This window comes from Paenibacillus sp. WG02 (genome assembly GCF_055396115.1).
Map to the genome: position 1 here is coordinate 8,274,013 of NZ_AP036016.1, position 15,501 is coordinate 8,289,513.

The 15,501-nt window shown below is 47.9% G+C and carries 13 protein-coding genes and 1 pseudogene; 6 read left to right on the forward strand and 8 right to left on the reverse strand.

All coding sequences use genetic code 11. The features are described from left to right. The first annotated feature begins 41 nt into the window (after positions 1 to 41). The 3 genes from ACBP55_RS37505 to ACBP55_RS37515 all read left to right on the forward strand — a co-directional run bounded on the left by ACBP55_RS37505 (position 42) and on the right by ACBP55_RS37515 (position 3,161). Positions 42 to 1,376 (forward strand): 5'-deoxyadenosine deaminase, encoded by a 1,335-nt coding sequence (locus tag ACBP55_RS37505; protein ID WP_464653563.1) that lies wholly within the window; start codon positions 42 to 44, stop codon positions 1,374 to 1,376. Positions 1,377 to 1,476: 100 nt separating this feature from the next. After that, positions 1,477 to 1,713, forward strand: a complete 237-nt coding sequence (locus tag ACBP55_RS37510) for a hypothetical protein (protein ID WP_464648649.1) — start codon at positions 1,477 to 1,479, stop codon at positions 1,711 to 1,713. Between the two features lie 389 nt (positions 1,714 to 2,102). Further along, positions 2,103 to 3,161 (forward strand): YncE family protein, encoded by a 1,059-nt coding sequence (locus ACBP55_RS37515; RefSeq protein WP_464648651.1) that lies wholly within the window; start codon positions 2,103 to 2,105, stop codon positions 3,159 to 3,161. Positions 3,162 to 3,213: 52 nt separating this feature from the next. Here the strand turns inward: ACBP55_RS37515 and ACBP55_RS37520 are convergent, their stop codons facing one another. From ACBP55_RS37520 to ACBP55_RS37555, 8 genes are all read right to left on the reverse strand, one after another. Further along, on the reverse strand, positions 3,214 to 3,984 hold the full coding sequence (locus ACBP55_RS37520) for a Rossmann-fold NAD(P)-binding domain-containing protein (RefSeq protein ID WP_464648653.1): 771 nt from the start codon (positions 3,982 to 3,984) through the stop codon (positions 3,214 to 3,216). A gap of 48 nt (positions 3,985 to 4,032) precedes the next feature. Continuing rightward, a complete protein-coding gene (locus tag ACBP55_RS37525) occupies positions 4,033 to 4,956 on the reverse strand; it encodes an FTR1 family iron permease (RefSeq protein ID WP_464648655.1) in 924 nt (307 codons plus the stop codon). 92 nt (positions 4,957 to 5,048) lie between these two features. Then, on the reverse strand, positions 5,049 to 6,530 hold the full coding sequence (locus ACBP55_RS37530; RefSeq protein WP_464648657.1) for a copper amine oxidase N-terminal domain-containing protein: 1,482 nt from the start codon (positions 6,528 to 6,530) through the stop codon (positions 5,049 to 5,051). 42 nt (positions 6,531 to 6,572) lie between these two features. Further along, complete coding sequence (locus ACBP55_RS37535; RefSeq protein WP_464648659.1) at positions 6,573 to 7,598, reverse strand: hypothetical protein; 1,026 nt, start codon at positions 7,596 to 7,598, stop codon at positions 6,573 to 6,575. A 111-nt stretch (positions 7,599 to 7,709) separates the two neighbouring features. Continuing rightward, the gene (locus tag ACBP55_RS37540; RefSeq protein ID WP_464648661.1) at positions 7,710 to 9,236 is read right to left on the reverse strand and encodes a hypothetical protein; all 1,527 of its coding nucleotides are present in this window, start codon (positions 9,234 to 9,236) and stop codon (positions 7,710 to 7,712) included. Continuing rightward, a complete protein-coding gene (locus ACBP55_RS37545) occupies positions 9,233 to 9,979 on the reverse strand; it encodes a glycosyltransferase family 2 protein (protein WP_464648663.1) in 747 nt (248 codons plus the stop codon). The genes ACBP55_RS37540 and ACBP55_RS37545 overlap by 4 nt, the downstream gene beginning before the upstream one ends. Next, positions 9,972 to 11,432 (reverse strand): alkaline phosphatase family protein, encoded by a 1,461-nt coding sequence (locus ACBP55_RS37550; RefSeq protein ID WP_464648665.1) that lies wholly within the window; start codon positions 11,430 to 11,432, stop codon positions 9,972 to 9,974. Before ACBP55_RS37550 ends, ACBP55_RS37545 begins: the two co-directional genes overlap by 8 nt. 1 nt (position 11,433) lies before the next feature. Further along, the gene (locus ACBP55_RS37555; protein ID WP_464648667.1) at positions 11,434 to 12,402 is read right to left on the reverse strand and encodes a lysylphosphatidylglycerol synthase transmembrane domain-containing protein; all 969 of its coding nucleotides are present in this window, start codon (positions 12,400 to 12,402) and stop codon (positions 11,434 to 11,436) included. 373 nt (positions 12,403 to 12,775) lie between these two features. On the opposite strand from ACBP55_RS37555, the pseudogene ACBP55_RS37560 reads away from it, so the two are divergent. The 3 genes and pseudogenes from ACBP55_RS37560 to ACBP55_RS37570 all read left to right on the forward strand — a co-directional run bounded on the left by ACBP55_RS37560 (position 12,776) and on the right by ACBP55_RS37570 (position 15,466). Next, positions 12,776 to 13,454 (forward strand): annotated as a pseudogene (locus tag ACBP55_RS37560) (putative protein N(5)-glutamine methyltransferase). Positions 13,455 to 13,655: 201 nt separating this feature from the next. Next, positions 13,656 to 14,618, forward strand: a complete 963-nt coding sequence (locus ACBP55_RS37565; protein ID WP_464648669.1) for a carbohydrate ABC transporter permease — start codon at positions 13,656 to 13,658, stop codon at positions 14,616 to 14,618. Then, positions 14,615 to 15,466 carry a carbohydrate ABC transporter permease gene (locus ACBP55_RS37570; protein WP_464648671.1) on the forward strand — a complete coding sequence of 284 codons (852 nt, stop codon included), beginning with the start codon at positions 14,615 to 14,617 and terminating at the stop codon, positions 15,464 to 15,466. The genes ACBP55_RS37565 and ACBP55_RS37570 overlap by 4 nt, the downstream gene beginning before the upstream one ends. Positions 15,467 to 15,501 lie beyond the last annotated feature (35 nt).

A 15,501-nucleotide genomic window follows, 5' to 3' on the forward strand; every position in this document is an offset into this window, starting at 1 on the left:
GTCCATTGCTTCATACAATAATAGGAGTAGGAGGTTTAATGATGACAACCATTCTAATTAAAGATGCGCAAATTGTGACCATGAACGGCAATGGAGATATTATTACTGGGGATATTTTTATCGAAAATGACCGAATTACAGCAATGGGTCCGGATTTGAATCCCTCACAGGTGGATAAGGTGATTGACGCCAAGCATCGTACGATCATTCCAGGCTTCATTCAAACCCATATTCATTTATGTCAAACTATATTCCGCGGTAAAGGGGACGATCTGGAACTAATGGATTGGTTGAAAACGCGGATATGGCCGCTTGAAGCCTCGCATGATGAGGAATCGATCTATTATTCCGCCATGCTTGGCATCGGCGAGCTGATTCAAAGCGGTACAACGACGATCGTCGATATGGAGACAGTGCACCACACCGACTTTGCTTTTCAAGCTATCGCGGAGAGCGGCATGCGCGCTTTATCCGGCAAGGTGATGATGGACAAAGGGGACGAAGTTCCTTTTGCTTTGCAGGAGAAGACCTCCGAATCGCTCCAGCAAAGTGTCGATTTATTGGAGAAATGGAACGGCCACGACGATGGCCGCATCCAGTACGCGTTCTCTCCACGATTCGTCATATCGTGTACGGAAGAGCTGCTGCGTGAGGTCCGCAGCCTATCGGAGCAGTACCAAGTGAAAGTGCACACGCACGCATCAGAGAATCTCGGCGAGATCGAGATTGTGCAGGCCGAGACTGGCATGCGCAATATCGTCTATCTCGATCATCTCGGTTTGGCGAATGAGCGCCTGATTCTGGCGCACTGCATTTGGCTTGATGAGGAAGAGAAGCGCATCATCCATGACCGAGGCGTGCATGTGAGCCATTGTCCCGGCTCTAACCTGAAGCTTGCTTCAGGCATTGCCGAGACACCAGACATGCTGAAGCTCGATATCTCCGTCAGCCTCGGAGCTGATGGCGCGCCGTGCAATAATAATCTCGATATGTTTAACGAGATGCGTTTGGCTGCGCTAATCCAGAAGCCGATACACGGGCCGACGGCCATGAATGCGCAGACGGTCTTCCGCATGGCGACCATCGGAGGCGCCCGCGCGGTCGGCATGGAGAAGGAGATCGGCAGCCTCGAGGTCGGCAAGAAGGCCGACCTGGCCATTCTCGATCTCAACAACTTCCACACGTATCCGTCCTTCGACGTGGATCCGATCTCTCGCATCGTTTACTCCGCGACGCGAGCTGACGTAGAAACGACGATCATTAACGGTCGTATCGTCATGGAAAACCGCATCATGCGGACGATCGACAAGGACATCGTCCTGCCCGAAGCGAACCGCTCCATCCAGCGGTTGCTCAAGCGCGCCAACCTGCGCTAAACGGCGGCGGTTACAGGCCTGCAATCCAACTAGTGTATCATTAGTTGGATTGCAGGCTTTTTTGCATCCCCCTTTAGATGCAAATCGGAAAGCACATCTGGTGGCTGATGGCTGGTGGCTGGTGGCTGGTGGCTGGTGGCTGGTGGCTGGTGGCTGGTGGCTGGTGGCTGGTGGCTGGTGGCTGGTGGCTGGTGGCTGGTGGCTAAACAATTATCCATCGAAGATGCATAAAGTGCATCAAAATCAATCTATATTGGCGATTTCAACAGATTTACTGCAAAAAGCGCATCAAATCAGTCAGATTCTGCCCACTTTGAGTCGAATTCCCGATATTTGATGCACAAAATGCATCATCGCTGCTCAAAATCAAAAATAGCCTATATTTTGATGCACTTTTTACATCTAGTTGTGTGAAGAACCCACCCTCTGCTGCAAAAAATGGCCATTACTAGCTAGTGAGGTTGTTTAGATCAAACGGAGTAGCTAGCTCTGTGCACTATGTTTAGATTACTTGGAGTAGCTAGCTCTGTGCACAGTGTTTAGATTACTTGGAGCACTAGCTCTGTGCACTGTGTTTAGATCACTTGGAGTAGCTAGTTTTGTGTACTGTAGTTAGATTTTTGGGAGACTGGATTATTGGGATTAGCCAAAGGTTCCCCCTTACACGATTGCTCATATAGTAGTACTAAAATGTGTACGAATATGTTCATTGAAAGGGGACCTTCCATGGATCGTAGACGAGATTCCCTAAGCCTTGCCCGATTGTCGCAGACGTTGCCCCAAGTCATTACAATTGTTAAAGTAGCCGGGGCTGTCGGTGATATCCAAACGAATTCAGTAACGAATCGTGTCTATTTTGTTCATAGTGAAAGCCAAGTAGGCGTTCTTGATGGGAAGACTAACCGAGTCCTCCGAAATGTGAAGGCGGGCGATGGCACCACGTTCCTTGCGGTGAATTCCCGTACCAATCGCATCTACGCCACGAACTTCCGGGATGCTACCGTTTCCGTGATCAGCGGAAAAACAAACAGCGTGCTGACAGCTGTACGCGTCGGACAGCGCCCTTATGGCCTTGGTATCCACCGAGGCAGCAATCGAATCTATGTAGCCAATCTGAGCGGCACGATTAGCGTCATAGACGGCAGCACCAACCGTATCCTCAAGACGTTGAGGGTTGGCGGATCACCAGCGCTTGTGTCCGTGAATGAGCGGACGAACCGCATTCATGTCACGAATGTAAGCACGGATTCGATTCATGTGATTGATGGGAAGACATTTCAAGTCGTTTCGACGATCAAAGTAGGCCGTAATCCCATTATTACACCTGCTATCAATAGCGTGACCAATCGTATTTACGTGGCTAATAACCTGAGCCGTTTTGCATCTGTGATACAGGGCCGCACCCTTGGGAAAAGCGTCCCCATTCAGCTAGGAAGCAGGCAAAGTGAGATCACTTTGAACCCGCTGTCGAATCGCATCTATGTCACAAGCGCGCAGCAGGAAGGCGGCGGCAAGCTCTTCGTCCTTAACGGACAAACGAATAAGATCGAAAAGACTTTAAAGATCCCGACATTTTCATCGATTCTCGTCAATCCGCTCACGAACCACTTTTTCGTCGGGGATTCCGAAGGAAGAAATTTATTTGTTTACAGTGGACGAACCGACACGCGTTTAACAACGCTTCGCACGGGGGAATCTGCGGGGGATATGGCATTGAACACACGGACGAACCGAGTCTATGTAGGAAATATGGGCACCATTACAGTTGTTCAAGACGGTATATGAAAGAAAGCCTCAAAACCCACGATCAATCCGTGGACTTAGGGGCTTAACTTCACTAACCTTCGAATGAAGCACGAAGGTCATTATTTTTCCGTTGAACAGACTTCATCAAATCAGCATTAACTTCTTTCTCGTCCGCCATGCTAATCAGCGCATCAACATCCTTCGGTAAGCATTTCCCGCCGTACCCGCGGCTATCCTCATACACGAAGGTATGGCTGCGGCCGATTCTCGGGTCCTCGAGCCAAACTTCCCGCAGCTCATTGTAATCAATCCCGTGTGCTCCGGCAATATCATAAAACTCATTGCAAAACGACACTTTAAGCGCAAGGAAGCAATTCTCCATATACTTCGCCATTTCGGCTGTGCGGGCATCCGTCCGCCGGATTCTCACTTCTGCGTTATACACCTGCTGATAGGCACGGATCACAAGGCTAACATCCTCAGATTCGCCACCAAATGTGAGCCACGTCCGATGACGCAGATCCGAGAAGGGGTGATCCACGGTTTCTCCATAGTATTCCGGCTGGAACACAATTCTTTTCCCCGTTCGTTCCTTCATAACGTCAGTGAATCCTACGGGAACTGTCGAGCGGATCACGATGACTTTGGCTGTCAGCCACATGATCACTTCTTCTACAATAGACGTATCACATTTGCCGCTCGGGAGGGAGGGAGTCGGAACACAGACGAAGACGACCTCGCTTTTGTTTACCTCATCTTGGCTGCCAATCTGCATGGGTGCATCATAAACCGCAGCGTTTGGAAACAAAGCATGTATCGCCTTCCCAACATGACCGTATCCAACAATTCCTATGTTCATCATATGTCCTCGCTCCTTATGCTTAACCATTCGAAGTTCCTACTGCAGCTATCACGCAGCCGCTTTCTCTTCTTCTACCTGCTCCTGTTCTTGACGCTTCTTCTGAACGGCAAGCAAGATGAATACCAAGAAATAGTATCCCCAGTAACCGACGAATTCTTCCAGTGAAGGGTTCTGTGTATAGCCTAGGAACGCTTTGAAGAAAATGCCGACTTGGCCGTTAATAAGCGGCTCTTCCCCAAAATCACGGAGATATTGCACACCATCGATAGGATGCTCCGGCATAATTGCCGTTATATTATAAATTTCACCAATTTGGTGTCCGGCTGTTCGATACAAACTCCCAATAATGCCCAAATCCTGCATAATTCCAATAGCTTGCACGAACAATCCCGCAGAAATCATCATCAGAAACACAGCGGTGATGCGAAAGAAAGTGCCCAGTCGAATTCTCTTCGTCCCTTTGAAAAAAAGCAGACCAATGACGACGGCCAGGATGAGTCCGCCCAGTGCTCCCCAGCTTTGGAGTGCTTTCTGTATGTTCCCACCCGTAATTGCAGCAAAAAAGAAAACCGTCTCCACGCCTTCGCGCACAACGACTAAGAAAGAGTGGACGACCATATTGATGGCGCCGCCAATGGTTAGAATATGTGCAACCTTGCTCTGAACCTTGCCTTGCAGCTCGCTATTTTGTTTGCCCATGAACATGATCATATGTGTCAGCAGCCCGGAAGAGACGAGCATGATGCCGATTTTCAAGTAATTTTGACTGCCCATACTGGCAAATCCGGTCAATAAAACCTGGAAAGCCAGGGCTAAGCCGTAACTCACGATCAAAGCCAAAAACACACCAACCCAAACCCATTTATGCCAGTGCACAGCATCAATACGCGTTAAATACGTAACGATTACACCAACAATGAGAATGGCCTCAAGCGCCTCACGAAACGTAATGAGAAATGCCTGTAAATCCATAATCCGCCGCCCCCAGTTCTCTTCCTTGTTTCAGCATGCTGAAAGACACTTGCGCCTGCTAGGCACAAGTGTCTCCGCTATGAACGAAATGATTAACGAAGAATGATAATTTCACCATTTTGGTAGAAGACACGTTTGCTGAACAACTCAGCTACAGCACGCAATGGAATGAATGAGCTTCCGTTTTCGATAATAACCGGTTGATCCAGTTTGACTTTCTCATTCACTTTACCATTTTCAACGACTTGATCGGATCCTAATGTAATTTCTGTTTTCTTGCCATCTTTTGTGATAACAACTGTTTTCGTTGCATCTACCCATTCAACCTGGGCTTGAATCGCTTGTGCAATAACACGAACCGGCACCAATGTACGTCCGCTTTCTGTGTTAATGAAAGGCGCATTTTCAGCTGTGAAAGCAGCTCCGTCTACTTGGTAATCCTTACTGCTAATTTTCAAGCTCGAACCATCTTTACCAACTTGGAACTTAAGCAATTGGAAGCCATACTCTTTCGCACCGGCAATATCGGATTTATCCACAGCATTGGAGAATTTCGTTGCCACTTCAACCGCTGCCGCATATTTCTCTTTGCCTAAGAAGACTTCTTGGCTTGCCAGGAACATGTTAGCTTCAGCCACATATCCGCGTGCACCTTGCAGATCACCAGCTTCAAGCTTCGTGAAAACTTGGTTCACATATTCAGATACTTTACCGATCATCGTGCGATGTAAAGCGTTTTGGATTTCTTCTTTTTTGACTTTGCTTACATCGCCAGATGCGAAGGCATCTTTCACGAAGTTAGCATCTGCGATACTGCCGCCTCTGAGGTATGTGTATACCGGCATGTAGAGGAAGTAAGCTTCTGTCATCGCCGCAGGCTGGTCAGCAGGAGCCTTTGTCGCCATGCTTTCTGCGTATGTAAATGTAGCGAGTGTGTAGTTTTTGATCAACGTTTTGTCTAGGAATTGACGGTGAACATTGAATTCATTCAAGTTATTCTCTTTAATATCTTTTTGCATAAGTTCAATTGTTGTTTTCAAAAGTGCAACCATGTTTAAGCTATATTTCGCGTCGCGTTTCACAACGTTTGGTTCTAGAACAGCTTCATAAATTTGTACAACTTTATCAAAAGCCGCTTTCGCTCCAGCGGTATCTCCTTTAGTCAAAGCAGGACGTACTTGGTTGTTTACCAAATCACGTACAGCCAAGAAGTAGTACCACTGTAGGCCTTTATCAATCGCTTGTTTCGCTTGGTCGACTTTCAAGTCACCTTTGATAGCGCTGTCTAGGACAAGTGTGATATTCGCATCGATCTTAGGATCGTCTGCTTTAATCGTTGTATCAATACGTTTAACTTCGGTTTGGAATTTATCTATGTATAATTTCTGAACGTCTGCAAGTACAGTTTTATCCGTGAAAAGAGCTTTGATATCCGTGAAAGACTTGATGGAGGCAGCGATCGTTTGATCTTCCGTGATTTGGTACTTACTTTCTGCAAAAGCAACAGATGTAACGGTAACAACGCTAGATAAAGCTAGTGAAACACTTAAAGCTACTGCTAGAAATTTACGCATAATAAGTTTCTCCTCTATTCATCTCAAATTTGTAAAAAATGATTAAATCCACTTTCTTTTACGAGCGAACCATACGCCTCCGCCCAGAAGAACGATAACCCCTCCGATTACAGCTACGCTGACCAACGGATTCGTTTTATCGGAACGCTCCATAGGTGCATGTGCAGTCGCTTCTTTCACCGAATCAGCTTGTTTAGCATCCGAAGCTTTTGCTTCCGCAGCTTTAGCCGGCGCTTCTACAGTAGCTGTAGGCTGAGCCGCATCAGTTGTTGGCACTGGACTAGCACTAGCCGTTGCAGAAGGCTCAGGCGACTTCGTCTCCACCGCAGCTGCGGCATCCGGTGCCTTAGATTCTGTCGGCTTGGCATCTTTGGCCGGTGATACTGGTTGTTCTGTCTTGACCCCTGGCTCATTCTTAACGGGCGCAGTTGTTGCCTGCGGCTTAGGTACGGGAGTAGGCTCGCTTGGAGCAGCTGGCTTGACGTAAGCCGTATAAGGGAAAAGCGGCTTCACTTTACCATAGATAAAATTGACCTTTTCCTTGAATACTTCTGGCTGTACATCCTTCTTCCCAACACCAAACAATCCAGGATTCCCTAGCGCTTCAAGCGCGGCTTCGAAAGCTTTATTCATTTCACTCGAACCCGCCCCCACATAAGGCTCCAGCGTTTCAAAGGTCGCCTTAGCTTTGGCTAGCAAGAGTTTGGACTCCGCATAATCATCAAGACCTTTGGAAGCATAGGTAAACCGTCGATCCAAGTTCATTACGAGGACAGCTTTGAAATTAGCAATGACTGCTTTGCTATCTTTGGCCTGGAAATTAGCATCCAGTGTAGCAGCTATTCCTTCACCGAAGTGCGATACGAGCTCTGCTCTTATCTCTTTGTAAGCACCTTCCGCAGCACCCCAATTGTTCGCTCCATCGCCAATATTGGTTTGAACCAGCTTAAAGGTTTCAGCGACAGCTTCTGTATTGGCGTCACCATACGAATAGGCTAACGCGGAGGACGGCAGTATCATCAATGCCGCTAGAACAAAAGTCAAACCGGCTAGTAGCCATCGTTTCATGTCTTCACCCCTGATATGATTGTTTGGAACCTCGTTGTCATTGATAATGATAATCATTGTCTATATTTGTGTCAACCATTATTTTACTTTGCTGAAAAGATGAATCCTGCCTTAGCGCACCCATTCATATAAAATAATGCGGCCATACGCCGGGTCAAATAGCGCGTCCGACTCAAACTCAGCAAGCTGCTTTACATGCTCCTTCACCGATTTGCCTTGCTGCACAAAGCCTTGAACGACATGATCGGTTAGCAGCACACGCCGCTCGGGATTCGCCCCAGCCACGGCTTGAAAGTACCCGTACGTATAGATGCGCTGATGATCGTAGCCGGCCTGCAAGTATTGCAGTACTCTCGTTTCTTCCCATGTAAACAGCAGGAGAGGCCCTTGCAGACGGCTTACATAGTCATGAAGCTGATAAACCGCTGGTTCTTCTACGGCCTGCCGTTTCTGCAGCTGAGCTCCGTAGAGAACTTGAAACGATATGAGGCCAATAAGAAGGGCGTACAGAATCGTTGGCGCTATTCTCAATAGACGTGCCCCCTGCGGGGATGTCCTTAATCCCTCTGCGGTTCGGATGATAAAAGTAAACATAAGAAGCAATATCGGGGCAACGACAGGAACAATATGACGCGGTTTCTCAATATTTTGACCAAAAAGAGCCCATAAAGTATACAAAACGGCACAGGCAACGAGCCAAAAGATATACTGTCGATTCTCATTGCTTTGCACACTAGCAGGCACAAATCTCCGACCAATAAACGCCGCAGCGACAATAATGACGAGCCATATGCCAATGAGAATGGAACCGCCTAGCAGGGCTGATCCCAGTAAATTGTGTCCAATAAGCTGGTAGATTCGTTCTCCAATCGGCATCGGGGTAGAAATGACACCGCCGCCCCATTCGGAGAAGTGTCCTTCAACGAAGGCTAGAGAGAGCTTCCAGAAACCTCCGAGAGTTCCTTCGGAAAGCACCAAACCAGCTACCCAAAGCAGCTGAAATAGCAGCGCAGCGAAGGCCGAGCACCCCAGCCTCAACCATTTCCGCCAATCGCTCGCACCGTAATGCCAAATTCCGTACCAGAGCGGCACTAGCGCTAGACCGTATGGAAAGAAGGATAGGCGTGTACCCATCAGGAAGCCGAATATCAGCAGGGCCAGACCATGACGAAGCATGGAACCGGGACGGTCCATCGCAAAGCGGATACTCCAAAGAAACCACCACAATAAGGCCATACCTGCACACTCCGACATGGGACGTGAGGACATGAGCCAAATGTAGGGGCTGCTTAATAAGAGGGCAGGCAGTAAAAGACTCTTCATACCGCTGCCCGTCAGACGGTTTGCCAGTAAAAACATCGGAAGCGCAGAGCTTAAGGCTGCTAAGGTATTGAAGACAGATAAAGCTTTAACGGGGTTATTCATCCACTGGTTAATAAACCATCCGCCTAGAATAAAATACGGATAACCCGGAAAATGAGGCTGCATGGCGAGTAGATCATATCGATGCAGAGCCAATGTGAAATCGACCTCGTCCCAGGTTCGCGCAAAGGGGCTGGCGTAGACAATACTCAGGCACGTCACTCCAGCAATAACCGCAGCTGCGAACAACGCCATCCATACGGAGTTGCGTCTCATACGCCCACATCATCTCGATTCATCTGTAGTTTTACAACGCGTTTGGAGACAGGGCGTCTCATTTCTTTGTAGATCGCCGGGAGTACAGAAGTTACATACTGTCTGAATTTGATGAAGGATTGCCCCTTCGTACGCACTTGATAGGTGATTGGAATCTCCTCCAAGCGATATCCTTGGCGAACCAGATTCAACGTGAGCACCTGGGCATAGTTGTAATCGTGGACAATAACGGCATTCTCCATGGCGTCGCGAGCAAATCCGCGCATCCCTGACTGGCCATCATAAATCCATCTGCGAAGCAGAATCGCCTGCAGCAGTGTGAACGTATAGTTGCCTAAACGGCGATGCAGTTTCATGCCTTGGATTTGCCCTTTGAAGCGTGAGCCGAAGGTATAGTCCGCGCGCCCGGCGATGATGGGCGCAAGGACATCGGGAATTTGCTCCGGCGGATACTCATTATCCGCATCAATCATGATGCCGATGTCGGCACCTAGCAGGCAGCATTGCTTCAGCCCTTCACGAACGGCAGCGCCGAGCCCTTTATTGTGAGGGAACGACACGATGTGGTCGGCTCCCGCTGCCTTGCTGGCGGCGACCGTGCGGTCCATAGACCCGTCGTCGATCACCAGCACCTCCACCTCATACTGAGGGTGGAAATCTCTCGGTACGCGGGCAATGACCCCGTTAATATTCTCTTCTTCGTTATGCGCAGGCATAAAAACGATGATTTTCTTCTTAGTCATGATGCTTGATAGCCTCCGTTAGGACAGGTCCCCGACTATGGCTAGGGAATGGCGCTCCCAGCAGGTAGGCCAAAGTTGGAGCCATGGATACGAGGGAATGCTTTTCATCAATGCGATGGCCGGCCTTAATGGCTCTACCATGCAGGAAGAAAGGCACATAGCGCTCACCTTCGTCCAAGTGGCCATGCCCGCCAATCCCATCAGCCTGTCCGTGATCGGCACAAATGATGAGCGTCGTATTCTCCATCATGCCGCGCTCTTCAAGCCAGCCGACGAACTCTTCAATTAATTTATCGGCTTCGGCGATTTTTTGTGTGTAATCATCATATAAAACACCTCGGCTGTGACCCGTTTGGTCAACACCAATCAATTGGGCAACGAGTAAATCTGGATTTTGCTCCGCCATGATCTTCTTCGCCCGTTCGATAATATTACGATCTGCGACATCGTTGTGCATCACAGCGGTCACACTCTCAACATCGTCTCCCATGGAGTCAATTAAGTGCGCAATGCCGAGCAGACGTCCTTTTTTCCCTACCTTACGGAGCGAATCAAAAATACTTTCAACCCGGATTCCAAGTCTCCACACCATATTAGAGCGAATACCGTGCTCGCGCGGGTAAGTACCCGTGAACATCGAAGAGAAGCAGACAACGGTACGCGCAGGATACACGGTTTCCATTTGGGCATACTCCGTGCCTTCTGCTCGCAGTTTCTTCATAAATGGCGCGTCGGCTTCTTCAAAGCGCTCTTTGCGCATCCCGTCTACGACAATCACAATGACCTTCTTGTTCAGTGCTTGTCCGCCCGCTTGCACATCGCTTGAATCGCGCGTGTATGTAGGGATTTCGGCTGGTTTCCAGTCAAACAAATAACGGTGGAGAATGAAGCTGTATATCAGCAAGCCGCCCGCAAATAGAAGCCCCGTACCCACATCAGCGGAAGCGCCCGCCTCAAACTGACGGTAATAATGATTCCAAACGAAAAGCAGCAGCAAAAACTTAGGCATCTGCTCTTGCGCATTGCCGCTAGTTGAGTCACTATTTTTCAAAACAAGCTTCCAGAACCGTGTGAAATTCCACCAAGTCGTCCCAATTCGCAGATGATAATAAAAAGTGCCCCAAAAATACACCGTAAAGAAGTAGAACAAACCAAGCGCTAGCAAATACAGCGAGAAATCAGACCGCTCCCATATCAGCAGCGCAGCAATTAACGGCATCCATAAATAATTTCGCAAAAAAAGCGGAAAATCAAAGCAATAATAAAGCACAAAAAGAGGGAGGGTCACAAGCAGCCCCAAACCAGCGGCACTCCAAAAGCTAGGATCAGACCAAACGCGGATATGGTAGAGCAGAAAAACACCCACAACAAAAATCGGGGTAAAAGGTTTTCCCTCATTTAACAAATTCCAGCAGCGAGCTGCGACTATTTCAAACGATGAAGCTTTTTTCATATTAATCATCCTTCCGTGCGTTGCCATGCAATGATGGTTTTTTGTGACCCGTTAGCCGTCCAATCCAGGTTCTCATCTCTTGCCAACGTAAAGGCATTCGAACAAGAGAATACGCCCCTAACGTATAGGCAAAAAGAAATTTAAATGTATGAGACACTAGCGCCGCCCTATAAGCATCCTTACCGTCCACACCCAGCAAGGCAAGTGACCCGCTCATTGTACTCTCATAAGTGCCTATCCCACCTGGGGTAATATGAAAGATTTGTCCAGCGATCGTCATACTATTCGCCCAAACGAGCGAGATTGTTCCAAGCTGTAAGCCGATCATATGAGCAATAGCAAAGATAACACCAGCTTCCAGGATCCAACTTATCGCAATTAATCCTACAATGACGAGCCCTTTGCCAGACAGCATTTTAAGATGAAAATAAGCCGAATGCTTGGCTATGAACGGAATTTTACGAATCACTGGCAGGTAATGCGCTGTTGCGAGAATCACGGTCCCCCCAGCCAGGACTGTCACCCAGATCCAAGAAGAGGGTAGTCCTAACCTTACGATGCCGATTCCCCCAATGCTAGCAAGCACGAGCATATCAAGCAATCGCATGACCGCAACGGAGTGGAACGCTTCCTCCCACGATTTCCTCCCATGCTTCATATATAAGCCAGCACGAACGCCATCTCCCGCTTTAACCGGAAGCAGATGATTCACGAGCAAGCTATAGCTAATGGCATGAAAATAAATGCTGAATCGCACCTCAGAGCCTGTATATATTCGCCAAGCCGCGGCCTTTAGAAGGAAGGAAACTAGGTACACGACGAACATGAAGACCAACCATTGCGGTTGATGGAAAAGAAGTTCTACGTCGCGGAGCCATTCTTTTGAATCGAACCATTGCCACGTTAAAACAATAGAACAAACGATCAAAAGGATCGCCATGAAACGAATCATTTGTTTCTTTGTTGGCATATTTGTTGTGACCTTCTTTGCTGAGAGACTTTGAGCTACGCTCAAAGATCCCTATATTAGGTACCTCAAACTAGTTATGTATGAGAATGAGAATCATGCTCAGTATAGGCGGTTTAGGGGGCTACGTCAACCAAATCTTACTCAGGTGGATAACGGACAGAATGACTATAGCGATTCTTTATCCGCATTGTCGTTCTATGTTTTGTTATCATATTTATAAGGAAACATGATGGATTTATTCGAAAGAGAGTGAAGATACATTATAAATGAAACAATCTATGTCAGCAGGCTTCGAGCAGCTGGTTGTGTTTTCGCTGAAGAGGAGGCCCGGTTACTCGTCTCAGCAGCTCGGACGCCGGACGATCTCATCGCCATGGTAGATCGTCGCGTCGCCGGTTTGCCTCTCGAACACGTCATCGGATGGGCGGAATTTTGCGGTCTAAAGATAGCCGTGGATCCAGGAGTCTTCGTACCTCGCCAGCGCACAGAGTTTCTCGTTCGCCAGGCCGCAGCCCTCGCACAGCCAGGAGCCGTAGTGGTCGACCTATGCTGCGGCTCGGGCGCGGTGGGCACAGCGCTGGCTGCCGCCTTAGAACGAATCGATTTGTACGCCTCCGATATCGACCCAGCCCGCAGTACGGTGTGCCCGCCGCAACGTCACTTCCGCCAGTGGTCACGTATATGAAGGCGACCTCTACGAGCCGCTGCCCGTCATACTGCGAGGCCGCGTAGACATCTTGGTCGCCAACGCACCTTACGTCCCTACCGAGGCGATCAGGCTGCTGCCACCAGAGGCTCGGATTCACGAGTCGCCAGTGGCGCTCGATGGAGGCGCAGATGGGCTTGACGTCCAGCGCCGGGTGGCGGCTGCGGCGCCACTCTGGCTGGCACCGGGTGGCCATCTTCTGGTCGAGACTAGCCAGCGGCAGGCGACGCAGACAGCCAAAATTTTCGCTAGCAATGGGCTGATCCCGCAGGTGGCCAGATTAGACGAAATGGACGCCACAGTCGTAATAGGAACCAGACCACGCCTGACCGCAAACGAGAGTTGAACCCTGCTCGGCAGAGCAGCAAAATAAAAACCCAGTCAAACACTTTATTTTGGTGTTTTGACTGGGTTTTTGTTTATTAGATCTCAGAACCAATTTGTTCGATTGTGAATGAATTGTGTTCATTACTCTCATTTTTCGGGGGAGCAATTCCTTTTATACTAAACATAAAGGTGTTATTGAAATGAAAGGCGGTTTTTCCGGATGAAGCCTGAAACTACCATTGCTCACCAAAAGCTTTCCTCACGCAAAAAAACAACAGCATTTACCCTGAAAGGACGCTGGGAATCGCCCATAGCTGGGTATCTCTTTATTTCCCCGTGGTTACTTGGATTTCTGCTGTTAACCTTATGGCCGATGGTTCAATCGATGTATTACTCTTTCACTAAATATACGTTGTTAGATGCGCCAGAGTGGATTGGCCTAAGAAACTATGAGCGTATTTTTGCAGATGATGAAATGTTTCGTCAATCATTGAAAATAACGATTCTTTTCGTCGTTTTATCCGTGCCCATCAAGCTCTTCAGCGCCTTAATGGTTGCGATGGTGCTCAATAAGAAAATAAAAGGGATTTCTGTGTATCGAACGTTCATCTATTTGCCTTCATTAATAGGAAGCAGCATTGCTGTAGCTATTCTTTGGCAAAATATTTTCGGTATCAACGGTTTTATCAATCGATTTTTAAGTTATTTCGGTATTGAGGGGATCAGTTGGATCAGCAATCCCAGTACGGCTTTAGGCACTTTAATTATTCTGGTTGCTTGGCAGTTTGGTTCTTCGATGGTTATTTTCCTAGCCGGATTAAAACAAATACCTACCGAGTTATACGAGGCTTCCTCCGTGGACGGGGCATCTAAAGTCAGACAGTTTTTCAGTATTACCTTACCTATGTTGTCGCCTGTTCTATTGTTTAATCTCGTGCTGCAGACGATCGGTTCCTTTCAAATGTTTACGCAAGCTTTCATCATTACAAAAGGCGGACCCATTAACTCCACGTACATGTACGCTTTATACCTATATGATCGCGCCTTTTCTAGATATGAGATGGGTTATGCTTCCGCTCTGGCTTGGATACTCCTTGTGGTGATTGCGATCGTAACGGCTTTAATTTTCGCCTCATCCCGTTACTGGGTATTCTATGAAACCGAAGGAGCGAGAAGAAAATGAGAAACCATCTGACTGGAGTACGGACTTTTCGAACGCATTTCTTATTAGCGCTTTTTAGTCTAATCATGATATATCCCATGCTATGGTGGGTAGGAGCTGCCTTTAAATCGAACGCGGAGATGAGCTCACCCAGCTTCTTTCCTACGGAGTGGTTATGGAGCAACTTCAGCCAAGGATGGGTAGCCATTCCTAAGTTTACCTTTACTCATTTTTATTTGAATACCTTTGAACTGATTGCTGGAGTTCTCGTAACGTCTATCATTTCCTGCAGTTTAGTTGCTTTTGGTTTCGCTCGATTGGATTTTCCGCTGAAAAATTTCTGGTTTTCCATTTTGATGGTCACCCTGATGCTGCCAAGTCAAGTGACACTGGTTCCACAGTACATCATGTTTAACACTTGGGGTTGGATCAATACGTATCTGCCTTTCTATGTTCCACATGCCCTAGCAGGCGGTATCGGAGGACCCTTCTTTATCTTCCTATTGGTGCAGTTTATACGCGGAATTCCGCGGGAGCTGGATGAATCGGCCAAAATGGACGGCTGCAGCTGGTTCGGCATTTACTTACGTATTGTGCTGCCCTTAACGAAACCGGCACTCGTAACAGTCGCCATTTATTGTTTCCTTTGGAATTGGGACGATTTCTTCGGACACTTGCTGTATATCAATTCTGTGAGCAAATACACCGTCGGTCTTGCCTTGAAGCTGTTCGTTGACAGCCAATCTGCACTTCCGTGGGGACAATTACTTGCCATGTCGCTCGTTTCTATTATTCCTTCACTGATTCTCTTTTTTATGGCGCAGCGCCATTTTGTCGATGGCATTGCTTCGGGTGCAGTGAAAGGATAAAATAAATTAAATATCATGAAAAAGGTTGCTACCTG